The 22051-nt window shown below is 60.3% G+C and carries 22 protein-coding genes and 1 tRNA gene; 15 read left to right on the plus strand and 8 right to left on the minus strand.

The window, feature by feature from the left end; translation table 11 throughout:
* Positions 1–134 precede the first annotated feature (134 nt).
* A complete protein-coding gene (locus HCN58_RS29100) occupies positions 135–380 on the plus strand; it encodes a hypothetical protein (RefSeq protein ID WP_171582804.1) in 246 nt (81 codons plus the stop codon).
* A gap of 56 nt (positions 381–436) precedes the next feature.
* The gene (locus HCN58_RS36830) at positions 437–565 is read left to right on the plus strand and encodes a hypothetical protein (RefSeq protein ID WP_283814637.1); all 129 of its coding nucleotides are present in this window, start codon (positions 437–439) and stop codon (positions 563–565) included.
* Between the two features lie 205 nt (positions 566–770).
* Here the strand turns inward: HCN58_RS36830 and HCN58_RS37535 are convergent, their stop codons facing one another.
* Complete coding sequence (locus HCN58_RS37535; protein WP_210266207.1) at positions 771–1115, minus strand: Ada metal-binding domain-containing protein; 345 nt, start codon at positions 1113–1115, stop codon at positions 771–773.
* A gap of 400 nt (positions 1116–1515) precedes the next feature.
* On the opposite strand from HCN58_RS37535, the gene HCN58_RS29110 reads away from it, so the two are divergent.
* On the plus strand, positions 1516–3075 hold the full coding sequence (locus tag HCN58_RS29110; protein WP_171582806.1) for a 2-isopropylmalate synthase: 1560 nt from the start codon (positions 1516–1518) through the stop codon (positions 3073–3075).
* Positions 3076–3262: 187 nt separating this feature from the next.
* On the opposite strand, the gene HCN58_RS29115 is transcribed toward HCN58_RS29110, so the two are convergent.
* On the minus strand, positions 3263–4519 hold the full coding sequence (locus HCN58_RS29115; protein WP_171582807.1) for an NAD(P)/FAD-dependent oxidoreductase: 1257 nt from the start codon (positions 4517–4519) through the stop codon (positions 3263–3265).
* A 178-nt stretch (positions 4520–4697) separates the two neighbouring features.
* Positions 4698–5225 carry a DUF3237 domain-containing protein gene (locus HCN58_RS36835; RefSeq protein ID WP_283814638.1) on the minus strand — a complete coding sequence of 176 codons (528 nt, stop codon included), beginning with the start codon at positions 5223–5225 and terminating at the stop codon, positions 4698–4700.
* Between HCN58_RS36835 and HCN58_RS29125 the strand changes: the two genes are divergently transcribed.
* The 5 genes from HCN58_RS29125 (at position 5224) to HCN58_RS29145 (ending at position 9253) form a co-directional block, all read left to right on the plus strand.
* The gene (locus HCN58_RS29125) at positions 5224–6225 is read left to right on the plus strand and encodes a TRAP transporter substrate-binding protein (protein ID WP_171582809.1); all 1002 of its coding nucleotides are present in this window, start codon (positions 5224–5226) and stop codon (positions 6223–6225) included. The two genes, HCN58_RS36835 and HCN58_RS29125, sit on opposite strands and share 2 nt — an antisense overlap.
* Positions 6226–6379: 154 nt before the next feature.
* Entirely contained in the window at positions 6380–6955 is a 576-nt protein-coding gene (locus tag HCN58_RS29130; protein WP_171582810.1) for a TRAP transporter small permease, read from the plus strand.
* Positions 6952–8277, plus strand: a complete 1326-nt coding sequence (locus HCN58_RS29135; protein ID WP_171582811.1) for a TRAP transporter large permease — start codon at positions 6952–6954, stop codon at positions 8275–8277. Before HCN58_RS29130 ends, HCN58_RS29135 begins: the two co-directional genes overlap by 4 nt.
* A 130-nt stretch (positions 8278–8407) precedes the next feature.
* On the plus strand, positions 8408–8998 hold the full coding sequence (locus tag HCN58_RS29140; RefSeq protein WP_171582812.1) for a Spy/CpxP family protein refolding chaperone: 591 nt from the start codon (positions 8408–8410) through the stop codon (positions 8996–8998).
* Between the two features lie 179 nt (positions 8999–9177).
* Positions 9178–9253 (plus strand) — tRNA-Lys (locus HCN58_RS29145).
* Positions 9254–9727: 474 nt separating this feature from the next.
* Here the strand turns inward: HCN58_RS29145 and HCN58_RS29150 are convergent.
* The 3 genes from HCN58_RS29150 to HCN58_RS29160 all read right to left on the minus strand — a co-directional run bounded on the left by HCN58_RS29150 (position 9728) and on the right by HCN58_RS29160 (position 13403).
* On the minus strand, positions 9728–9949 hold the full coding sequence (locus HCN58_RS29150; RefSeq protein ID WP_171582813.1) for a hypothetical protein: 222 nt from the start codon (positions 9947–9949) through the stop codon (positions 9728–9730).
* Positions 9950–9972: 23 nt separating this feature from the next.
* Positions 9973–10305, minus strand: a complete 333-nt coding sequence (locus tag HCN58_RS29155; RefSeq protein ID WP_171582814.1) for a hypothetical protein — start codon at positions 10303–10305, stop codon at positions 9973–9975.
* Positions 10306–11384: 1079 nt separating this feature from the next.
* Positions 11385–13403: a winged helix-turn-helix domain-containing protein gene (locus HCN58_RS29160; protein WP_171582815.1), complete on the minus strand. Its 2019-nt coding sequence runs from the start codon at positions 13401–13403 to the stop codon at positions 11385–11387.
* Between the two features lie 107 nt (positions 13404–13510).
* Between HCN58_RS29160 and HCN58_RS29165 the strand changes: the two genes are divergently transcribed.
* From HCN58_RS29165 to HCN58_RS29180, 4 genes are all read left to right on the plus strand, one after another.
* Positions 13511–14725, plus strand: coding sequence for an ABC transporter substrate-binding protein (locus tag HCN58_RS29165; protein ID WP_171582816.1), 1215 nt, complete (start codon positions 13511–13513; stop codon positions 14723–14725).
* Between the two features lie 9 nt (positions 14726–14734).
* A complete protein-coding gene (locus HCN58_RS29170) occupies positions 14735–15478 on the plus strand; it encodes a hypothetical protein (RefSeq protein ID WP_210266208.1) in 744 nt (247 codons plus the stop codon).
* Positions 15479–15583: 105 nt separating this feature from the next.
* Entirely contained in the window at positions 15584–16774 is a 1191-nt protein-coding gene (locus HCN58_RS29175) for an FAD-dependent monooxygenase (RefSeq protein ID WP_171582817.1), read from the plus strand.
* A gap of 457 nt (positions 16775–17231) precedes the next feature.
* Positions 17232–17624, plus strand: a complete 393-nt coding sequence (locus HCN58_RS29180; RefSeq protein WP_235983986.1) for a PDZ domain-containing protein — start codon at positions 17232–17234, stop codon at positions 17622–17624.
* 72 nt (positions 17625–17696) lie between these two features.
* On the opposite strand, the gene HCN58_RS29185 is transcribed toward HCN58_RS29180, so the two are convergent.
* Positions 17697–18563, minus strand: coding sequence for an SDR family oxidoreductase (locus tag HCN58_RS29185; RefSeq protein ID WP_171582819.1), 867 nt, complete (start codon positions 18561–18563; stop codon positions 17697–17699).
* Between the two features lie 197 nt (positions 18564–18760).
* Positions 18761–19255 carry a DUF4142 domain-containing protein gene (locus HCN58_RS29190; protein ID WP_235983987.1) on the minus strand — a complete coding sequence of 165 codons (495 nt, stop codon included), beginning with the start codon at positions 19253–19255 and terminating at the stop codon, positions 18761–18763.
* A 430-nt stretch (positions 19256–19685) separates the two neighbouring features.
* On the opposite strand from HCN58_RS29190, the gene HCN58_RS29195 reads away from it, so the two are divergent.
* The 3 genes from HCN58_RS29195 (at position 19686) to HCN58_RS29205 (ending at position 21995) form a co-directional block, all read left to right on the plus strand.
* Positions 19686–19946 carry a hypothetical protein gene (locus HCN58_RS29195; protein WP_171582821.1) on the plus strand — a complete coding sequence of 87 codons (261 nt, stop codon included), beginning with the start codon at positions 19686–19688 and terminating at the stop codon, positions 19944–19946.
* Positions 19947–20491: 545 nt separating this feature from the next.
* Positions 20492–20965, plus strand: coding sequence for a MarR family winged helix-turn-helix transcriptional regulator (locus HCN58_RS29200; protein WP_171582822.1), 474 nt, complete (start codon positions 20492–20494; stop codon positions 20963–20965).
* A gap of 658 nt (positions 20966–21623) precedes the next feature.
* A complete protein-coding gene (locus HCN58_RS29205) occupies positions 21624–21995 on the plus strand; it encodes an SPW repeat protein (protein ID WP_171582823.1) in 372 nt (123 codons plus the stop codon).
* Positions 21996–22051: the final 56 nt, after the last annotated feature.

Here is a 22051-nt window from a genome sequence, read left to right on the forward strand (position 1 = left end):
TCATCCCGCCTGTGCGAGCGCGTCGGTTGAGGCGTACGGTGTGCACAAGAATGAACACCGGATCGCCACCGCCACGTCACCAAATCGCCTAACGACTCAACGACGCCTGCTGCAGCGGGCCGCGGGCGATGCGCATGGGTGTATCAATGATGCGCTTTTGGTCCAATCTATATCTAACTCCGGCCCTGAGTGGGCTGATTATGGTCGCACTGCTCGTGCTTGGCGCGATCATCGTTCAAAGTGTCGGACCGGCTGAAAATGGTGGCGGAGTCATCACTGCGTCCGAACGCAGTGATGTCCGCACGCGCACAACCCCCGAGAGCGGTGGCCGAGTCACCCTGGATATCGGTGTTGCAGACCTGAGAGGATCGCTGCCGTAAGATAACTTGTTGGACGGAAACGCGCGGATTGTTCTGTTGGCGCACAGCGCGGAGTAATGCCTTGGTCCAGCGAGTTCGACGATCCGATCGTCCTGCCCGACGGCAAGAAGCTCGCGACCCTACGCGATACGATCCAGCATCTGCGGATCGGAATGCTTGGGAGATTGAACAGAAGCGAGGCGTGAGCCGCGGGCGGACCCGTTCGAGGTTTGGAATCGCGCTGGTCCCTCGACGAGTCCGCATTCGCCGCGCCGCTTTGCCTGCCCCAGGGCAAGGCAAGGCTACCCTTCATGCCAAGTTCGTCTGCACATTAATGAGCACAAAGGGGGGGGAACCTAGTTGGTGTGGCAATGCGGTTACGCCTCGATCCTCTTGATCATGCCAAGTCGCTCACGCGAGCAGCGTCGAGGAAATCGCGGTGCCACCGGCACCGACACGAATAGAAGGTGCTACGAGACCCCTACGGATTTCCGCTACGAAAAGCTCCAGAGTAACTCCGTGGCTTCCCCGAAAATGATCTGCCAGCCTTTTCGGGTATCCATATAGTCGCGAACCTGCTTGATGCGACCACGTGACCGGGCGGCAATAGATCCGCGTGGTCCGCACCGCCGTGAAGAAGCACTCATCCCGCGTGAGGTAAGCGCACTGGTCAGGCTCCCTCCCCCCTTGCGGGACCCTTGCGGGGGAGGGTGGGGAGAGGGGTAAGCCCCGGGCAAGATGATCGATGAGAGGCACCGGCTTCTCAATTTAGGTCGCTACGGCATAGTCCATTAGGTCACCCCTCCTGACCCTCTTTTGGCATTGCGGCCGGCCAACATTCTCGTTTAGAACAGGCCCGGATCGCCGTCCCGGCAACGAACCGTCAATGGTTTTGGCCGAGGATTCCGGCGTCCAAAAGGGTCTGGCGATGCTGATTCGCAGCGAAAAGTTGGGAGTTCGGGGTGGAGCGGCGAATGCTGCCCCTGCTCGCCCGGCTGCGACCGCGCCCACCCTGCTTGTTGGCGGGCTTCTGCTTCTTATCGGCCCCTGAGGGCCGTCTGGGCGTTTGCGCCTGGGCACTCAGGGGTTCGCGCGAGATCACCAGACCCTTCAGCGCCCATAGAACCGGCGCGATTACCCAAAAGGAATTCAGCATATGACGTCCGCCAATAAGTCCGAGAAGGACCGCGTTATCATTTTCGACACCACCTTGCGTGACGGCGAGCAGTGCCCGGGCGCGACCATGACGTTCGAGGAAAAGCTCGAGGTCGCCGAAATGCTCGACGACATGGGCGTGGACGTCATCGAGGCCGGTTTCCCGATCACCTCGGAAGGCGATTTTCAGGCGGTCAGCGAGATCGGCCGCCGCTCCAAGAACGCCGTGATCGCCGGCCTGTCGCGTGCGCACCCGAAGGACATCGACCGCTGCGCCGAGGCGGTGAAGTTTGCAAAACGCGGCCGCGTCCACACCGTGATCGCGACCTCGCCGCTGCACATGCGCGTCAAATTGAACATGACGCCGGAGCAGGTGGTCGAGCTCTCGATCGCCAACGTCACCCGCGCCCGGAACCAGATCGACGACGTCGAATGGTCGGCCGAGGACGGCACCCGCAGCGAGATGGATTTCCTCTGCCGCATCGTGGAAGCCGTCATCAAGGCCGGCGCCACCACGGTCAACATCCCCGATACGGTGGGCTACACCGTGCCGGAGGAATACACCCACTTCATGAAGACGCTGATCGAGCGCGTGCCGAACTCGGACAAGGCGATCTTCTCCGTCCACTGCCATAACGACCTCGGCATGGCGGTGGCGAACTCGCTGGCCGGCATCGCCGGCGGCGCGCGCCAGGTCGAATGCACCGTCAACGGCATCGGCGAGCGGGCGGGCAACGCTGCGCTCGAAGAGATCGTGATGGCGATCAACGTGCGCAACGACAAGTTTCCGTGGTGGAACAAGATCGACACCACGCAACTGACGCGCGCCTCGAAACTGGTATCGGCGGCGACCTCGTTCCCGGTCCAGTACAACAAGGCGATCGTCGGCCGTAACGCGTTCGCGCATGAGAGCGGCATCCATCAGGACGGGGTGCTGAAGGACGCATCGACCTACGAGATCATGCGGCCCGAAATGGTCGGCCTGAAGCAGTCGTCGCTGGTGCTGGGCAAGCATTCCGGACGTCACGCGTTTGTCCACAAGCTGGAAGAGATGGGTTACAAGCTCGGCCCGAACCAGCTCGAAGACGCCTTTGCGCGGATGAAGGCGCTCGCCGACCGCAAGAAGGACATCTACGACGAGGACATCGAGGCGCTGGTCGACGAGGAAATGGCGGCTTCGCATGATCGCATCAAGCTGACCTCGCTGACGGTGATCGCCGGCACCCATGGTCCGCAGCGCGCCACCATGAAGCTCGACGTCGAGGGCCAGACCAGGATCGAGGAGGCCGAGGGCAACGGCCCGGTCGATGCCGTGTTCAATTGCATCAAGCGCCTGGTGCCGCATGAAGCAAAGCTGGAACTGTACCAGGTACACGCCGTCACCGAAGGCACCGACGCGCAGGCCGAAGTCTCGGTGCGGCTCTCCCATGAGGGCCGTTCGATGACAGCGCGCGCGGCAGATCCGGATACGCTGGTCGCCTCGGCAAAGGCCTATCTCGGCGCGCTCAACAAGATCGTCATGAAGCGCCAGCGCGATATGCCGGCGCAGGCGGCGGGGTAAGGCCCTTCTCTTCGGCGGACTTACGGAAACGCGGCGTCTTTGGTGCCGCGTTTTTCTTTGACGCCGACTATGACGGCTCTGGATTATTCTCCGACGTCATTGCGAGGAGCGAAGCGATGAAGCAATCCATGCCTCCTTTTGGTGAAATGGATTGCTTCGCTGCGCTCGCGATGACGTTGTCCCAACATCACAGATATCGGCTCGGCACAAACGCCGCAGCATCGAACGGCGGCTCTGCACCGCTGATCATGGCTGCGATCGCAACACCGGTCGCTGGGCCTGTCGTGAAACCAATATGTTGGTGGCCGAACGCCAGCCACAGACCGTTATGCCGTGGCGCGGGCCCGATCATCGGCAAACTATCGGGCAGCGTCGGTCGCGCGCCGCGCCAGGGCTTCGCGACGGCCTCGCCGAATTCGACGACGCCCCGGGCGAGCGGGATCACCGCGTCGAGTTGCGCAAACGAGGAGGGCGCATCGCGTGACGTCAGTTCGACGCCGCTCGTGACGCGAATGCCGTTTTCCATCGGCGTCATCAGGAAGGCGCCATCGGCATCGTGAATAGGCCGCGACAGCGGACGCGCCGCGTTCGGTGTGAACTCCTGATGATAGCCGCGTTCGACGGCCAATGGCACCCGATAGCCGAGCGGCCGCAACAGGTCGGCGGACCACGGTCCAAGCGCCACCACGACATGACGCGCGCGAACGGCGCCGTCTGTCGTCACCACGCGCCAGCCGTCGCCGTCGGGCTCGATGGCGCGGATCTCGGTATTGCGGAGTTCGCCGCCCGCGCCCGTGAACATCCGCGCATAGGCCTTCACCACGGCGCCAGGGGAATTCACCGACGCGGTCTGGGTGTGCAGCAGTCCCACCTTGTAGACGGGCAGGATGTTGGGCTCGAGCGCGGAGATCGCCGGGCGATCCAACAGCTCGCTTTCGATGCCATATTCCGCCAGCCTCGCCTGTTCGGCTTTCGCCGTGGCGACAGCGTCGCTGCGCCATACCTTGAGCCAGCCGGTCTCGCGGATCCGCTCGGACGCCTCGGCCTTGACGATCCATTCGCGGTGCAGTTTCAGCGAGGGGCGGATCAGCCCACGCAGCGCAAGGGCTCTCGCCCTGGTGTTTGCCGGCGTCGCGTTGGCCAGAAACCGGATCAGCCAGCCTGCGTTTCGGATCGCCCAGGGAATATTCCAGCGCAGCGCGGCGTGCCGGTTCGTCAAATATTTCGGCAGCGATTTCCACAGCGACGGCTGATTGATCGGAAATATCGAGCCGCTGGAAAGAATGCCGGTATTGCCATACGAGGTTTCGCTGCCCGGCTCACACCGGTCCACGAGGAGAACCGATAGACCCTCTTGCCGCGCAGCATAGGCCGCGGACACACCGACGATGCCCGCGCCCAGCACGACGACATCCAAATCCTTGTTTATTACAATTTCCGCCATCGCCTGGAACGCCGTTCTGAAGTAGCTCTCACTGCCTGAAGTAGCTCTCACTGCGACATTATAGGGAACGTAATGACAAACAAGACCGCAGGGTCGGCGAAGCGATAGCGTGCTCACCATGTGACGGATCACATGAACGAGGCTTCCTTGTTGTAGCGCGGTGTTCTGTTTTTCAACGCTACGTCACGCGGAAAACCGAATACTCGATACTGCCGGTACCGAGCAGCCGGCCTGCCGCGATGAACAGGCTTTGATTCAGCCACGCATACCGGCGATCGCCGGTGTTGAAGATCAGGGACAGGCGCATGTACTGATCGTCCCAGGCGGTGGGTCCATTGGTTTCGGCGGCTTGCTTGAACGGCGCCGTTTGTTCGACCAGCCCGACGTAGCTCATCAGGATCACGGCGCCATCGTCTGTCAGGAATTGCGCGCGGACATTCGGCCGCCAAAATCCGTCCTCGCTCACTTGCATCCAGTCGATTCCAGTCGCGGCCAGTTGGGCCTTGATGCGCGGCCCGTTCCGATAGGTTCGAGCAAGGCTGCCTGAGTTGGACAGAATGTCGCATTTTGCAGCGCAGCAAGGTCCGCCAGGCAGGCCCCTGCTAACGGGCAATGGCAATTCGGCGGGCTTGTCTGTATTGGTGCACCTGGCATGCAAGCTTCGGAGCCCGCGCTGGCGCGCCGAAGAAATAACGGGAGGAAACATGCGCAAACTGATTTTGGCCGCGGCGTCGATCGCGGCACTTGCTCTGATCGGACCGGCCGCGGCGCAGTCGCCGATTGTAATCAAATTCAGCCACGTGGTGGCGACCAACACGCCGAAAGGTCTGGCGGCCGAGAAGTTCAAGGAGCTGGCGGAGAAGTACACGGGCGGCAAGGTCAAGGTCGAAGTCTATCCAAACTCGCAGCTCTACAAGGACAAGGAAGAGCTGGAGGCGCTGCAGCTCGGCGCGGTGCAGATGCTGGCGCCCTCGAACTCGAAATTCGGCCCGATCGGGGTCAAGGAATTCGAAGTGTTCGATCTGCCCTACATCCTTCCCGACCTGAAGACGCTGCGGAAGGTCACCGATGGTCCTCTCGGCGCGAAGCTGTTGAAGCTGCTCGATGCCAAGGGCATGACCGGCCTTGCCTACTGGGACAACGGCTTCAAGCAGATGAGTGCCAACAGGAAGCTTGTCACGCCGGCGGATTACAAGGGCCTCAAATTCCGCATCCAGTCCTCCAAGGTGCTGGAAGCACAGTTCCGTTCACTCGGCGTGATCCCGCAGGTGATGGCGTTCTCCGAAGTCTACCAGGCGCTGCAGACCGGCGTGGTCGACGGCCAGGAGAACACCTGGTCCAACATCTACACCCAGAAGATGCATGAAGTGCAGAAGTATATCACCAACACCAACCACGGCTACATCGGCTACGTCGTCGTCACCAACAAGAAGTTCTGGGACGGCCTGCCGGCCGACGTGCGCGCCGCTTGTGAAAAGGCGATGAAGGAAGCAACCGAGTACGGCAACGGCCAGTCGGCGAAGGAAAACGAAGACGCGCTCGCCGAAATCAAGAAGACCGGCAAGAGCGAGATCGTGTCGCTGACGCCGGAGCAGGATGCGGCCATGCGCAAGGCGATGGAGCCGGTCTACAAGGATGTCGCCAACCGCGTCGGCCAGCCCCTGATCGACGAGTTCCTCAAGGAAACGCGGGGCGCGACCAACTAAATGATGTTGGGGGCTTCCGTGCTTCGGCGCGGAAGCCCTTTTTATTGTTCGAACTATGCTATGAATGGCTGGGGACTGCGGACCGCAACAGGTGCCGCGGAATAGCGCAGGGTCAGGCCGGGACAACGAGGGTCGATCCTTCAGGGGGACATTGATGCTGCTTCGCATCCTCGATCGGCTTGAGGAGATATTGATCGCGACGCTGATGGCGTTGGCGACGACGATCATCTTCGTGGCGGTGATGCACCGCTATCTCATCGGCATTCCCATCCTTTATCCCATCCTGTTTCCGATCAACCTGTCCTGGGCCCAGGAACTGTGCATCTACATGTTCGTGTGGGTGGCGAAGTTCGGCGCGGCGTACGGCGTACGCACCGGCATCCATGTCGGCGTCGACGTGTTGGTCAACCAGCTCAGGTCGCCCTGGCGCAATGCCGTCGTGCTGTTCGGATTGTTCTGCGGCGCATTCTTCACCGCCGTGATCGGCACCATGGGCGCGAAATTCGTCTACGGGCTGATGCAGACGGACCAAGTCTCGCCCGATCTCGAGATCCCGAGCTGGTTCGTCTATCTCTGCATTCCGCTCGGCTCCTATTTGATGTGCTTCCGCTTTCTGCAGGTCGCGTACGCCTATTGGCGCACCGGTGAACTGCCGCACCATGACCATGCCCATGTCGAGGGCGTCGAGGTCGATGGGCCCGGCGCTGGTGCGGCGGAGGTCACCCGATGAGCGCCCTGATCATTTTCACCCTGCTGATTGCGCTGATGCTGACGGGCATGCCGATCTCGATCGCGCTCGGCATGACGGTTCTGACTTTCATCTTCACGATGACCAACGTGCCGACCGAGTCGGTGGCGCTAAAACTGTTCACCGGGATCGACAATTTCGAGATCATGGCGATCCCGTTCTTCATCCTCGCCGGCAATTTCCTGACCCATGGCGGCGTCGCGCGCCGCATGATCGATTTTGCGACCTCGATGGTCGGACACTGGTATGGCGGCCTTGGGCTCGCCGGCGTGATGGCGTGCGCACTGTTCGCCGCGGTGTCCGGCTCGTCGCCGGCGACCGTGATCGCGATCGGCGCAATCATGTTGCCGGCGATGGTGAAGCAGGGATTTCCCAAGCGCTTCGGCGCCGGCGTCATCACCACCTCGGGCGCGCTCGGCATTCTGATCCCGCCCTCGATTGTGATGGTGATCTATTGTGTGGCGACTGGCGGCAGCATCGCGCTGGATCCCGCCGGCCACCGCGTTTCCTCGGCCTCCGTCGGCCAGATGTTCATGGCGGGCGTCATCCCGGGCATGATGCTGGCGACGCTATTGGGCGTCACCACCTTCTATCGCGCGTACAAGTTCGACTATCCGCGGTTGCCGAAGGCAAGCTGGACCGAGCGCTTCGTGGCGTTCCGCAAGTGCATGTGGGGCTTGCTGCTGATCCTGATCGTGCTGGGCGGCATCTATGCCGGCATGTTCACGCCGACGGAAGCTGCCGCCATCAGCGCGGTCTACGCCTTCGTGATCGCGGTCTTCGTCTATCGCGACATGTCGCTGAAGGACGTACCGAAGGTGCTGCTCGGCTCCGCCAACATGAGCGCGATGATCCTCTACATCATCACCAACGCGGTGCTGTTCTCGTTCCTGATGGCGAACGAGAACATTCCGCAGCAGATCGCGGCCTGGATCACCTCGGTGGGTGTCGACTGGATCATCTTCCTGCTGATCGTCAATGTGCTGCTCTTGGTCGCCGGCAATGTGATGGAGCCGTCATCGATCGTGCTGATCATGGCGCCGATCCTGTTTCCGGTGGCGGTCAAGCTCGGTATCCATCCGGTGCATTTGGGCATCCTGATGGTCGTTAACATGGAAGTCGGCATGTGCCATCCGCCGGTCGGGCTCAACCTTTACGTGGCCTCCGGCATCGCCAAGATGGGCATCACCGAACTGACCGTCGCAGTGTGGCCATGGCTTTTGACCATGCTGATCTTCCTCGGCATCGTCACCTACGTGCCGGAGCTCTCGTTGTGGTTGCCGCGCGCGTTGGGGATGCTCTAGCTGCGCCGCATTGCGATGGATCAGGCGGCGTCACATTACATCTTGGTAAGGGAGCCTCCCTTGCCAATCCTTAAGTTGAAGGCTGGCTGAGGCCAGCCCATCTTCAGGCAACCTTTCACAGGAGGTTCGCATGAGGAAATTCACCATCGCCGCCGTCGCGGTTCTTGCCATCGCCGGCTCGACCGCCGTCTATGCCCAGCACCGCCATTGGGGCTACGGCCATATGCGGATGAGCCCGGAGGATCGGGCGGCGTATGCTGACGCGCGGATCGCAGCGGTCCATGCCGGTCTCAAATTGACCGCCGAGCAGGAAAAACTGTGGCCGCCGGTCGAGGCCGCGGTCCGGGAGTTCGCCAAGCTCAGGATCGATCGCGCCAACGCCCGGATGAACCCGCCGCGGGACGATTCCAGCCAGCAGAAGCCGGATGATCCGGTGACGCGGCTGCGCGACCGGGCGGAAACCATGTCGGCGACGGCTACCGCGATGAAGAAGATCGCCGACGCGGCCGACCCGCTCTACAAGACGCTGGATGACGGCCAGAAGCGCCGGCTCGCTGTCCTGACCCGTATGGACCGGTTCGGGGGCAGGGAAGGCTGGCGCCATCACCGGTTCGAGCGCGAAATGGATATGGACCGCGACTTTGACCGGCATCACGGCTATGGCCGAAATCGCGATGACCGGGACGGCGGCCCGGACCGTGGCGGCCCCGAGCGGCTCTGACGCTCCCCTGATCGGAGCGCTCTTCGAACATGGGCGGAAGCCGCTGAAATCCAGCGGCTTTTCGCCGGTACGGCCCTCCGCCAAAGCCCGGGAAAACTTACTCCGGCTTGCTGGACATCCCGGGATCGCTTTGCTAAACGACGCCCTCTCGCGAAGGTTTTTCCGGACCTAAAGCATCCGGGCGCATAGCTCAGTTGGTAGAGCAGCTGACTCTTAATCAGCGGGTCCCAGGTTCGAGCCCTGGTGCGCCCACCAAGCCTTTCAAGGACTTAGTGACCTCGCGAAGCGGCCATTCCGAAAGGCGGTCAGCGGCTATTCCGACAAACCGGCTGCCTTTGTTCGCTCTTCCCGACGCTTCTTCGTGCCCGAAATGAGCTGCTTGCGTGTACGCTTCGCATATGTCGGGAGCTGCCTTGAGGACCGGTGCCGCCCGGCTGCGCGCAATTCAGCATCCGTGAGGTCGCTGTCTGCTCCCTCTGTAAAGCCACTGTGGCGAAACGAGGTGAACGACAGTTCTTCTCAGAGACCGGCGGACCGGATGATTTCCTTCACCACATCACGCAGATAGCGAAGGTTTTCTTTTCAGTAACAAGGCAGTGGCGTGCGAGATCTACGGTGCGCGTGATCCCGCCGGAAAACGAGGCCTGAGACCGTCGTCTTCTTGATTTCGTCGAGTTCGGCCATCGGCTCCGGGAAGAGCGCTTCACCGGCCTCATCGAACAACGGCCATCACGCTTCCTCCCCGTTCTTGAGGTGCACGATCCTGACGCTATTCGGACGCTCCTTCGGTCGATAATGAGCGATCTCGAAGGCGCCGAAGACATGCTCTTCCCGCTGCCGCCATTCCCAAGTTACAGGCGAGGCTGTCGCGACCGATCGATAGCCAAGGCGCTTCGCGGCGGCCCGGAATGCAACGAGTTCTTCCCAGGTCGCGGTCGGCGTGTCGCGCATGGCTTGACCGGGCGCCCGCGCCTTCAGCCCCATGCGCGAGAACGGATTGATAGCTGGGACCTTCTTCTCTTCTGCGCGCTGACCGACGAACCAGGCCCGCCGGCGGCGACCATCGCGGCGTTCGCAAAGCGGCGGCGCTCTCGCCTTACGATGTTGCCATCTGCGTCCTTTTCCTCGACGACGAGCAACTTCGCATAGACCGCGTCCACGAAACCCTTCATGAAATCCGAAATCTGCTTCGAGCCAGCTCGCGTGCCATCCTTCAGCCTGTGGTTGGCGAACAGCGACAAACCCTGCTCGTAGAGACGCTGTGTCTTGTGATCGATCTCCTTCCACTTCTGGTGCGCCTTGAACACGCCCACTAACCAGTCAAACGAACCCGGCGTCACGGCTGCCGGGACCCATGTCCGCTAGGCCGCGAGACCGCCAGCTATCGAAGGCTGGCAGGAGGACGTTCTCCGCCCGATCGACGGCGGCCTGGCCCAATGCTTCAGCTTCAATTTGGCGACCCTGCGTGCGGGCCCAAGTCGGCGGCTCAAAAAAGTATGCCCATCGACCATTCTTCAACGGCTTTCGCCGACAATAGCGCGGGAGCCTCAATGCAGTGCGGGGTGGTTTCATACGAGCTGGATCCGGCTCGATGAAGTTGTCAATGGCGGCCTTAGACCAGATTGGTTCTCTCGCGCGCCCAATTCCGTGATGGCCGATCGGTGGGGGCGCCTCACCCCGGCTCACCCCGCGTGCCAACTCACTTGTATCACGATAATCAAGGTATGTGGCTGCCATATCGGCACTCATAAACGCAGGCCGTGCGCCGGTCGGAGGATAGCGGGCGGGAAGGGGAGAGGTTGGCGACATGGCGCTTCCTCGGGCTCGTCACGCTTCAATCGAACCCGAGTTACAAGATTCTGCTCTTGGCGGCTTCGCTCCGCAATGCCGCGTCACTTCCCACCTCCGCGCTCCGTCAACTCCATCAGTAGGGAACAGACAAAAGCGTCCGCGAAAAGCAACACGGGCGAACGTGCGGGGATTCGGCAAGCGTGGAGTATGAATCGGATGGCCGCCCGAGCAGTGGCGCGTCATCGCTTGTGCGACGTGGTTGGCCGCGTCAGTACTGAACGATGAGTGCGGCTAGATAACTTTGCGACGATGAGCGCGATCCTTGAACCTGCAACCAGACCGTTATGAGCGACGGGACAAAGGACGCGTTCGTTGATTTTCTTGCGTTTTCGTTCGGGTTCGATCGCGTTCGTCGTGTTTCGCTTATGCTGTTTCTGGTGCGAAACTGGTGCAGTGCCCTTGGAGGGCAATTGCCCCGGGGCTCTGCTTGAGACTTCCCCTTCCGGACCGAAGCGAGCGATTGCTGGTTGGTAGAGGTCGGCCGGTGGTCCACGAGCGGAAGTTCGCAGCAGCTGTTCCTCGGTTACTGCCCGTATCACGAAGGCGGCCTATCGATCGCGCGCTCGCGCCAATCCAGCCAGGGCTCGGTTTGCCAGTCGTGCACAAAGCAACCCATCGGGAGATCATTGACGACCAGATCGCAGCCGGACATACGCTGGAATCCAGTCCCTTCGAGAAGAGGCGCAAAGTGATCCGGATGGACGGCGACCACGACATAGAACCGCAGATTGGGTTCGGTTGCCCAAAGCGTGGAGTGGCACATCTGCAAGGCGTTCATCGCCGGGTTTGGTCCGCGTCTTTCGCCCTCAGGTATGTTGAAGCGAGATATTAGCGATACCGTTGCCCCGCCCGGGTCGTGTAGTGCGTCGCCTAGCGCTCGCCGCGCTGCATCCACCACCGGATCGACTGCTGCGCTGCGGTCGTCCAGTTGGTCCAGCCTTAGGATGACGGTCACTCCACATACCTTGTTGTCACGATGACGCGCCACCAGCGTGCGCGTCGCGCTGTGTCCGCGCCAATGATCGAACATCGCGCGTTCGGCGGGCGGCAGAGCGGCATCACGCAAGCATGCGATGCCGCTCGCGTCAGCCTCTGTCGCGGGGCCGACCATCACGCTACCCAGTGTGGAATAATCGAAGTAGCGCTGCATCAGCGGCGAATGGCGACCAAGGAACTGCAGTTCGACTGCGGTGCGTGAAATGTCCCGGCCTTCCCGGAGCCGCAGAATCAGATGCCGATTGATCGCGTGTTGAAGCGCTCGCGAGGTCTGAGGGTCTCGCCAACGCAGCTCTTCATCGATCGCCACCCGCACCAGCTCATGCGGCTGAAGGCCGTGCGGACTTGCCTTCACGTAGTCCTGCGCAGCGAGCCACTCGAACAGCATAGCTGCGCTTGCCGCATCCACTACGTCCGACAACAACGGGACTGTCGTCGTCAGCGCTAGCGCGCAGGCCTCGAGCGCCGCCCGGTGCAGCGGGGTCGGGGCTTGGGCGACGCAACGGCCAGTCAACTCCCGGACAAGGTCTGGTCCCAGTCCCTGAGGGATATGGTCAAGGCGCCGCACTTCAGCGGCAAGCATGACCAGGGCCAGCGGATGTCCGTGGCAGAGACCAAGGATCGCAGCACGAAAACCCTCGGCAACATCGTGGGCCTCCAGCAGACGCGCGGATTCCGCGCGAGACAGTGAATCCAGACTGATGCAGTGCATTCCTGTGCACCACAACGGATGCGCCGTCCAACGTGAATCAGGCGGTTGACGTCCGGCCAGCACCACGGTCACTTGGGAAGGTAAGCTTGGGAGCAGTGTATCGCGAACCCAGCTGCTAACCGGCTCCAGATGTTCAAACGAATCGATCGCCAAGATGTTGCGTTTGGATGCCAGTCGACTTGAAGCAAGGGTCTCAAGGCCGCGCGCCGCGTCCAGCTCCAACGCGCCTGTTATCGCAGCGGTGAGCGCATCAGGTTTCGGCGGGATACCAGCGGCGTCAAATGTGACAAATCCGATGCCGCCCGCGACCGCTTCGGTGCGCAGTCGTTCCAGCAAGGTGGTTTTGCCGATCCCGCCCGGCCCGTGAACGAAATACAGCGGCGTAGGCGGCGGGCTCTTTGAAATTGCGTCGCGCAGCTGGCCGAGTTCGACGTCTCGTCCGACGAAGCGTTGCGAGGCTTCGGTGCGGAGGCGATCACCCAGGCTGGTGGAGCTCGTCGCCGCAGTGCGCTGCGGCACGACCGTATCGGTTCGGTCGTCAGCTGCGACCAGCATGTATCCCCGACGCGGCAGCGTTCGCAGAGCCATTCGGCCGGACGTCCCAAGAGCCCGTCGAATGTCGCCGATGGCCTGAACAAGCGAGTCCTCGGTCACCACGGAGTCGCCCCAGACCTCCGCCAGGAGCTCGTTCTTGCTGACCACGCTACCGGCGCGATGTGCGAGAAACTTAAGCACCAGCCAGGCGCGCGGGCGCAGCGGGACGATGGCGCCGCGGGGGTCGATCAGCAACTCGCGAAACAGGTCCAAGGTGTGGTCGCCGATTGCGATGTTCTGCGGCGGTGGCATGGCCAAATCCTGCCCCGGCGGTTTCGGAAAATTTCGTCTATGTTTCGGGACTTGGCGCCATTCATACCGCATTATTCGCTACCGGATCAAAGCATGGAGGCGCGTCCATGAGGCGTTCTCTGGTTCTCGCGGCCCTGTTGGCCGCAGCAGTCCCTTCGGAGGCATTTTCCCAAAAAAGCTATGGACCGGGGGTCACAGATACCGAGATAAGGATCGGGCAGACGGTGCCCTACAAGGGGCCGCTCTCGGCGCTGGCCATCTTTGGCCGCGTTGAGGCGGCTTACGTGAGGAAAATCAATCAGGCCGGCGGTATCAACGGCCGCAAGGTCACGTTGATTTCGCTCGACGATGCCTTCTCGCCGCCAAAGACCGTCGAGCAAACGCGGAAGCTGGTGGAGGATAATGGCGTCCTTGCGATCGTGGGATCGACCGGCACGCCAACAAACCTCGCTGTCGCGAAATATCTCAACGCTAACAAGGTTCCACAAATCCTGATTCTGGCTAGCTCGCCGAAGCTTCATGATCCGGAAAATTTGCCATGGACCACGACGTTTTTCATGTCGCAGGCCGTCGAGATGAAATTCTACGCCGATTATCTGTTGAGCTCGAAGCCCGGCGCCAAGGTTGCCGTGCTCTATCAAAACGACGATCTCGGCAAAGGCAATCTCAGCGCGTTTCGGACGGCTCTCGGAGCTGAAGTTTCAACCATGATCGTCAGGGAAGCCGCCTATGACGTGGCGGACCCGACCGTCGATTCGCAGATCGTGGCGCTGAAGGCGTCCGGCGCAAACACGCTGTTCCATGCATCGTCGCCCAAATTTGCGGCGCAGTCGATCCGAAAGGCCCACGAGCTCGGCTGGAAGGTCGAACACATCCTGCTCTCGGGTGTCAGCGACATTCCAACGGTGCTTCGGCCCGCGGGACTCGAGGCCTCTCGCGGGGCGGTGACGGCACGCTGGGTCAAGTCGCTCGATGATCCGACATGGGCCGATGATCCTGCCGTGAAGGATTACCTCGCCTTCCTGAAGCAATGGATGCCGGGGGAGACCAATGACGACCCGGGGGCGATCTTGGCCTATTCAACAGCTCAAATGATCGAGGAAGTGCTGAGGCGCTGTGGTAACGACCTCACGCGTGAAAATCTGCTCAGACAGGCCACAAACGTTCGCGATCTTCAGCTTCCAATGTTCCTGCCGGGCGTGAAGGTGAATATCTCGCCGAACGATCGCATTCCTTGGCGTCAAGCGCGAATGGCGCGTTTCGATGGCACCCAATGGGTGTACTTCGGCGACATCGTCAGCGCACCTAGTTCCAGCGATTGAGGAATGCGAATGAGCCGTAAACTAGAAGGAAACGGCCGGCAGGCCGGGGCCGGTTGGCGCACGGCAAAACGAGCGCACACCCTCGCGACTGCGATGCTCTGCACCGCACATAGCTTTCTATTGGCGAGCGACGCGAGAGCTCAATGCACGGCACGGGATGTCTTGCAGAACCAACTTAAGCTCAAGAACATCCCCACAACCGCAGCGCCGCCAATTCCGATTAGATCCGTCCGCCATGTTCCGGTCTGGAAGACGATTACGGTGGGGACGTTTGCGGATTCGTTCGCTCTAACGAGCGCACTAGATGCGGTGGGTTGCGGTATCGGAAGCTTGGCGGCGGAAGTTATCGCTCGACCGGCCTTTTCCTTGAGCCCCACGAAGCGCAAAGTGGACCTCTTTGCAATGTCAGCAGCCGAACTCGGCTTTCAGAATGATACTGCGCCGCTCGCGGGCATTTATGCTCGCGCGCAGCAGCTTGGTTTTGGACTCGCGGCAGCAGAGGTTGCCCTGCAATTGAGGCTGCAATATTTTGACCAACCGATCGGTGAGTTTCTCATCGTCGGGATGGAGCCAATCAAGACGTGGAAGGGCGAGCCGGTCATTCTAACAATAGCTAATGGCGGAGCGGGACTCATCGTCATTGGCCAAGATGGCAGCGCGGACGCGCAAATCTCGGTGCTATCCCGTTTTCTATTTGTACGGGCCATTGATTCCGACCGGTCTGAGGAGGCCAGGGCGCTCCTTCCACCCTGATAATCCAACGACCAAGCGCAAGATCTTTACTTTCATGACGCGAGTTCTCTTCGTGCGCGGGATCCACTCACTCAGCATTCCTGCTTCCCGCGGTTGAGGCATACGATGCGCCGCAAGCTTGAAGTCGCTATCGCCGGCGGAGGCATTGGCGGATTGACGGCTGCCCTGGCTCTGCAGGCACGAGGCTTGAACGTGGCCGTGTTTGAGCAGGCCCCTGCATTCCGCGAGATTGGATCCGGAATTGCGCTCGGCGCAAATGCGGTGCGCTTGCTGAACAGGATCGGCCTGGAAAACTGTCTCAAGACCATCGGCTCCGCCAATAATGGCCTCATGCTGCTGTCACATCACGGAGTGCCCGTCACGACCTCCTCCCGGGCAACAACGCCCCCGCCGGCCGGCAATGCCGGCGGTTACACCGTTCACAGGGCCGAATTTGTGAGCCTGCTGATCGATGCGCAACCCGAAGGGACGCTCCATTTCGGTCATCGATGCGTCAGGGCGGAAGAGACGAGCGATCGGGTGCGGCTGACCTTCGCCAGCGGAGCTACCATCGAGGCTGACATCTTCGTCGGAGCCGACGGTATCCATTCCGTCGGTCAACGCGAGATCGGCCTGGAAACACGCCCAACGAGCGAAGGCTGCATGGCGTACCGAGGCGTGATCCCGGCCGAGCGGCTGCCGTGGGCGAACAATCTCAATTCGCTGAAGATGTGGATCGGATCGGGTCGCAGTTTCATCTGTTATCCGGTCTCGCGCGGACGCCTCATCAATGTCGTGGCATTTGTGCCGACCGATCGGGAGTGCGTGGAGACTTGGTCAGCTCCTGGCGATCTCAATAAGCTGGCTGCGGAGTATTCGGACTGGGACGCTCCTGTCTTGCAGATGATCGGCGCGCTGGATGAAACGTTTTGCTGGGGCATCTATGATCGGGCACCGTTGCCGTATTGGTCGACGGCTCGGATGACTCTGCTTGGGGACGCCGCCCATCCGATGGTACCACACTTTGGACAAGGCGCTGGTCAGGCGATCGAAGACGGCTTTGCTCTTGCGGTCTTGTTAGAGCATGCCGCCACAGAACAGGTGCCCGCTCGGCTGAGGGCATATCAACGACTGCGAATTGAGCGCACGAGCCGAGTGCAGGCTATCTCGCGCGAAGCAGGTAGGTTCTATCGCTCCGAGCACCGAAATGCCTCCGAGAGAGAGCAGCAGCTGGCAAGTTGGACGTCGGCGGGAAGATGGATCTTCGGCTATGACGTCGAGGAAGCCGCGAGAGAGCTCCTTTCCGAAGTCGCGTAGGCTGGGCACCGTCTGAGCTGGGTCAAAGTGCGAGTTCGCGATAAGAGCCCCTATCGGTGCAGAGCCGACATTTCGAAATGTCGTCGACCGTTGGCCGTTCGATGATAGAGGGCGCATCGCGCTATTTGGCCTTTCTTGGGATAAAGCCGCCGAATCTACGATTGAACACCGGAGGACCTGGTCAGATCGAAGGTCCAGCAATAATTTTTCCGCCGCCGAGGTTGACAGGTGCAGACACGCAATCGTGGGTGCGATGACGGATTTGTCCTGCTGATTTGCCCGACGTGTCAACGTCTTTGCGGCGTCGCTCAACGCATCCCGCGCGCCGGCGACTGCCCAGCTACTTTGCATGGGGTTGTTTTCGATATTTTGGTTGGGAGCAAGACCCGCGCCGGTCTCGCTGCTTGTCGGTGATGATCGAGGGCTGGCTTGCCAAGCCGTAGCTTGCGAGTCACAGTTGGACGTTCTTCGCAATGGCGAAACGATATCGAAGACGGTAAGCCTCGGCGAACTGCCGAATGACCGGCAGGCGAATGTCAAAGAGAACGGATCTGATCACACGTCCACAACCCCTCATCTTGGCCTTAGCCTTGCGCCGGCCAACGAGGTTGCGGGATCGGGTCAGAAGGGCGTCGTCGTAACGGATGTTGAACCCGGTGGACCTGCGGCCGAACGCGGTATCCATGCCGGTGACGCCATTCTTGAGGTCGGCGGGAAAGCGGTTGCCGACGTCGGCGACGTGCGTGCGGCGCTCGGGCAGGCTGGCGAAAATGGCAAGCGCAGCGTCTTGATGCGGGTCAAGACCGCGGACGCAACGCGATTCGTCGCGGTGCCGCTCGCCAATGGATGAACTGAACTGACGGGGGCGGCAAGGGACGATTTCAGATCGTCCCTTCCGTTTGTTCGCGACCAGCCGAGGGCGTCAGCCGCCCGTCGTGAACCCCGGAAAAAGCGTCATGCCGCCGTCGACGAACAACGTCGCTCCGGTCACGTAATCGGCGGCGTCGGAGGCGAGCCAGACGGCCGCCCGGGCAATATCGTCTGGTTGGCCGATCCGCTTGTAAGGCACCAGCGTCATCAGTTCCTTGTAGGCTTCCGGCGTGCTCCAGGCCGCCGTATTGATCGGCGTCCTGATTGCGCCGGGTGCGATGCTGTTGGCTCGGATGCGGTATGGCGCAAGCTCCTGAGCGATGGTCTTCATCAACAGCATTACTCCGCCCTTGGATGCCGCGTAGTTGGCGTGGCCCGCCCACGGGATTTCCTGGTGGACCGAACTCATGCAGATTATCTTGCCGGCCGCCACCGAAACTGTCTCGACGACGCCTCGCCGTTTGAATTCGCGCGCCGCCTCGCGCGTGCAGAGGAACTGGCCGGTCAGGTTGACGCCGATGACCGTGTTCCATTGCTCAATCGTCATCTGGTCGAACGGCGAGTCCCGCTGCAGGCCGGCATTACTGCAGACCACATGCAACGTGCCGAAATGTTTGACCGCCTGCGAGAACATCGCAACCACGTCCTCTTCGCGGCTGACATCGGCCCTAATGGCGATCGCCCGTCGGCCAAGCGCCTCGATCTGGTGGGCGACTTCATCCGCGGTTTGAGGGTTTGTGACATAATTGACTACCACGTCGGCCCCTGCCGCGGCCAGGCCGAGCGCCACCGCCTTTCCGATCCCGGAATTGGCGCCGGTGACCAGCGCGGGTTGGCCCCTCAGCAGCGTCGGATACGGAATGTTCGGAAGCGGCTGCAAGCCGGGTTCGGCAGGCGCTGCCGGATTCTTCTCAGTCATGGACACGGAACGTTCCTGATTACGGCCAGTGTGTTGGACTCACAATCGCATTCGGACAAGGACGCAGTCCTGCCACCCGGACCTCCTATTGACCGGGCACATTCTGGGCAAATAGCACCACACGCCTTTGACGCCGATCCTCGGAAGCAACGGGCTACATCCGCGAGCTCCGGCATCCCGAGAGATATGGCTGTTTGCTAACGGTTCTTCACACTGCTCGAGCGGAGCGACTTTGCTGCCTCAAGGTGCTTCTGTAAGACGTCGAGCTGACCTCTAGCGTACTCGCCGGCGGCGTCAGCCTGCTTTGCCTCCTTTTTGTATTCCGCAATATCCTTCTGATGGTCAGCGATCATGTGCGTTGCGAAATCGCGGTCAAACTGGGCGCCGGACATTTTGGACATTTTGTCGTAATCGGCCTTTTGCTTGGCATTTGGTCCGTCCGGCGGCGTCATGCCCATCGACTTTGCTGCGTCTATCGCCTTCTGATTTGCAGCGGTATGATCATCCATAAGCATTTGACCGAACTTGCTCACGTTGTCTTTTTGACCTTTTTGCTGCGCGAGTTTTCCCATCTCGACCTCGGCATAGTTGCCTTCGATCGCTTTCTTCAGGAAGGTCTGGCTTGGCTTTTCCGCCGCATAGGCCGACGAAGCGAGAAAGATCGCGAGAATCGTAAAAGTGGTGGCCTTCATGGAAACTCCTTGTTTGTTTCTGGCGCCTTTCATCAAAACACTGTGCCTGAGAGGTCGTTCCGACGGGCCGCCCCCAATGGCAACGCGTCAAGCCCTTCGGCGCAGCAGCATCGGCGCCCGGATCGCATCCCGGGTAGTACTCCTCTCCGCCTCGAGAGCTCGAACTTCCGGGCGGCACACCCGATCTCCATCGAAGCTTTGGTCCAGAGTCCTGTACCGGAGATGCGGACCGGCCAATCGTTGCTTAAACCCCTTGCGTCATCAGCGTGTATGTGGGCGACAGCGCGAACGCCAGACGCTGGGGCTTGGGCCCGTCGCCCAGAAAGTGAGAGGGCCATGCGCTTGGTACGAAACTGCACAGTGCGCGGTGCGGTTGGACGTTGCTTTCTCCGAACGCCAGTATGAGCCCAGGCTGAGACGGGAGATGACCATGAGCACAACCGGAGCGATTTTTCAGCCCGAACTGATCGAGTTGATGAAGTCCGTGCTTGACCAGGCCACGCTAACTATACCAGAGCCCAAGCGAACGTCGGCAATGAAAGCTGAGATTGCGTCTCACATCCTTGCATGCGCGGCTAAAGGCGAGCGAAATCCGGCGGCGTTGAAAATGGCTGCTCTTGCGGCCGTGGTGGAGTGTTCGCACTACTCTCACGATATTCCTCCGCAGCGCAGGGGCGTTCCTCTTCCTTGAGCGACGCCTCTAACGTGTGACTTTGGTTGGATTGTGCGCGCCTTACTATGTCGTGTCACGAAATGTTCCGGCATTTTGCCTTGCAACATGAGACGGTCCTGAGGAATGCAGGTCTATCCAGGAAATCCGTCTCCGCCCGTACGGAAGGGATGACAGAACCGCCGCGAGGACCTGACCAAATTGATCTTTCCAGGATAGACGGAATGACGGCAAAGCCGAAACGAGAGGAAAAATTTTTCTCTGCGTCCGCTCCGCACCGGCAATTCTCTATCCGCAATGTGTCGTGATATCATTTCGAGGATTCTCAACAGGTGAAATCTCGAAGATCGAAGTCGCAGAAGCCTTGGAGAGCTCGACGCGCCGCAGGAATACCCGAATGTCGCTAGCGCTTCAGAAGATAATCCGACGATTGCTACGTTCACCAAGCGAGTAATCTTCATTTCTGCGAGCAGATAGGTATCGTCGGCGTCTCAACCGTCAGCTGGCGCAGACCTTAAAATCGCATGCGTCGCGAGCCGAGACATTGACAACACAAGGTCATAAAAATGGTTCTGTTTGAAAAACGAAAGCGATTGCGGCCGCGTAGACCTGAGAGCAGCAAAAGAAGGGGAAACACGCTAAACACCGTCGACTACGAAGCCCTTGCCCAATTTCGCTACAGGCTGAGACTCTTCCTTGCTTTTAGCGACATGAAGGCCAAGAACGCGGGCATAACCTCGCAGCAATATCAGGCACTTCTTGCTGTAAAAGGCTTCTCTAGTCAAACACCGATGGTTGTCGGTGAGCTCTCCCGACTTTTGCTCATCAAACATCACACCACGGTTGAACTCGTGGATCGAATGGTAAAACTCGGGCTTTTGCAACGGACGGTCGACGTGCACGACAGAAGGCGCGTGCTGGTGACCCTCACGAAACGAGGTCAATTGCTCTTGCAGAGGGTGGCCGCCATTCACTTTAAGCACCTTGGCTCTTCAAGTCGAATGCTTCGCAAAGTTTCGAAACTGCTCGGCAGCGTTTAGCAATAGTCGAGAAAGACGCCACAGGTGGCTTATGTGCGTGGCATCGACCGGTTGCGACGCAGCATAACCATCAGCTAGCCCAACCGCCCGTTACGACAAGGGCAGCCTGAATTGGACCGCGATGCAGCTTGATATTATATCGTAACACGATATAATATGCGCATGTGAGTTATTTGTGAGCTGGTTGATCGTATTGCGAGGTGATGGCGTCTGCTCCTGCGCTGAATTGGACACTGAAAACAGGTAACGGACATGAAAGATCCGAAACCCGTTAACGCGTTTTGTGACAAAGCCGGCGAACGTGGTGGACCGGTCTCAGAGACCGATCGCGTCTGGTTTGAGAGACATCCGGAGCGCGTCCACAGACTTCGCGGCTTGGTTCCGTTCGAGTCCCGAGAGCCCTTGGGTTTGCCACCGCTTGGAATGACTTGGCGGATACTCGTAACTCGGGTTGAGACAGGTGGACGGCTCAGGCTTCCGGTTCCCCTTCCCAGCAACGTTTCGAATGAAAATGCCGATGATCAGCAGCTTGCGTTGATTTTTGATCAGATCGCCCCGCCGGATCTACGGAAAATACGTGCGGTCACGATGAAGAAGAGGCTTCAAACATAGCTGCCCCGGGGCGTACCGCTCGCTCGGACGAAATGGAGGCTCTCAAATGTCAGCAACGAAACTATCGAACTGGCGCAGCGAATCGATTCTGGACATTTATAACCTTTCCTTCGCTGCCTTCCTGTTCGTATCCCCGTGGCTTTTCGCCTACGCGCAGCAAAATGCGAGGATAGACATCTTGGCCAGCAGCGCGGCCGTTGCTGTGACCGCGATCTCAGCCATCTTTGCCTACGCCAACTGGAAGGAATGGCTAAACGTTCTGCTTGGAGTCTGGCTAATCGTTTCACCTTGGGTGCTGGGCTTCGCTCATACAAGGGCCATGCACTTCTGCATTGGAATAGGAATTGCCGTCGCATTCATGGCCATAGTCGAGCTTTTGGTCGTTAACTGCGCCGACGGCAAATCCGCCATCGAGTGAGTAACAACGCCGGTTACGCCGGAGGGCAAGCGAAGACTGATCCGCGATCGCCGATT

It is taken from the genome of Bradyrhizobium australiense (assembly GCF_013114825.1).
In the GTDB taxonomy this organism is placed as follows: Bacteria; Pseudomonadota; Alphaproteobacteria; order Rhizobiales; family Xanthobacteraceae; genus Bradyrhizobium; species Bradyrhizobium australiense.

Coding starts and splice junctions, on each gene's coding strand:
- HCN58_RS29100 (WP_171582804.1), top strand. CDS start 135: ATGGGTGTATCAATGATGCGCTTTTGGTCCAATCTATATCTAACTCCG.
- HCN58_RS36830 (WP_283814637.1), top strand. CDS start 437: ATGCCTTGGTCCAGCGAGTTCGACGATCCGATCGTCCTGCCCGACGGC.
- HCN58_RS29110 (WP_171582806.1), top strand. CDS start 1,516: ATGACGTCCGCCAATAAGTCCGAGAAGGACCGCGTTATCATTTTCGAC.
- HCN58_RS29115 (WP_171582807.1), bottom strand. CDS start 4,519: ATGGCGGAAATTGTAATAAACAAGGATTTGGATGTCGTCGTGCTGGGC.
- HCN58_RS29125 (WP_171582809.1), top strand. CDS start 5,224: ATGCGCAAACTGATTTTGGCCGCGGCGTCGATCGCGGCACTTGCTCTG.
- HCN58_RS36835 (WP_283814638.1), bottom strand. CDS start 5,225: ATGTTTCCTCCCGTTATTTCTTCGGCGCGCCAGCGCGGGCTCCGAAGC.
- HCN58_RS29130 (WP_171582810.1), top strand. CDS start 6,380: ATGCTGCTTCGCATCCTCGATCGGCTTGAGGAGATATTGATCGCGACG.
- HCN58_RS29135 (WP_171582811.1), top strand. CDS start 6,952: ATGAGCGCCCTGATCATTTTCACCCTGCTGATTGCGCTGATGCTGACG.
- HCN58_RS29140 (WP_171582812.1), top strand. CDS start 8,408: ATGAGGAAATTCACCATCGCCGCCGTCGCGGTTCTTGCCATCGCCGGC.
- HCN58_RS29150 (WP_171582813.1), bottom strand. CDS start 9,949: ATGCGCGACACGCCGACCGCGACCTGGGAAGAACTCGTTGCATTCCGG.
- HCN58_RS29160 (WP_171582815.1), bottom strand. CDS start 13,403: ATGCCACCGCCGCAGAACATCGCAATCGGCGACCACACCTTGGACCTG.
- HCN58_RS29165 (WP_171582816.1), top strand. CDS start 13,511: ATGAGGCGTTCTCTGGTTCTCGCGGCCCTGTTGGCCGCAGCAGTCCCT.
- HCN58_RS29170 (WP_210266208.1), top strand. CDS start 14,735: ATGAGCCGTAAACTAGAAGGAAACGGCCGGCAGGCCGGGGCCGGTTGG.
- HCN58_RS29175 (WP_171582817.1), top strand. CDS start 15,584: ATGCGCCGCAAGCTTGAAGTCGCTATCGCCGGCGGAGGCATTGGCGGA.
- HCN58_RS29185 (WP_171582819.1), bottom strand. CDS start 18,563: ATGACTGAGAAGAATCCGGCAGCGCCTGCCGAACCCGGCTTGCAGCCG.
- HCN58_RS29190 (WP_235983987.1), bottom strand. CDS start 19,255: ATGAAGGCCACCACTTTTACGATTCTCGCGATCTTTCTCGCTTCGTCG.
- HCN58_RS29195 (WP_171582821.1), top strand. CDS start 19,686: ATGAGCACAACCGGAGCGATTTTTCAGCCCGAACTGATCGAGTTGATG.
- HCN58_RS29200 (WP_171582822.1), top strand. CDS start 20,492: ATGGTTCTGTTTGAAAAACGAAAGCGATTGCGGCCGCGTAGACCTGAG.
- HCN58_RS29205 (WP_171582823.1), top strand. CDS start 21,624: ATGTCAGCAACGAAACTATCGAACTGGCGCAGCGAATCGATTCTGGAC.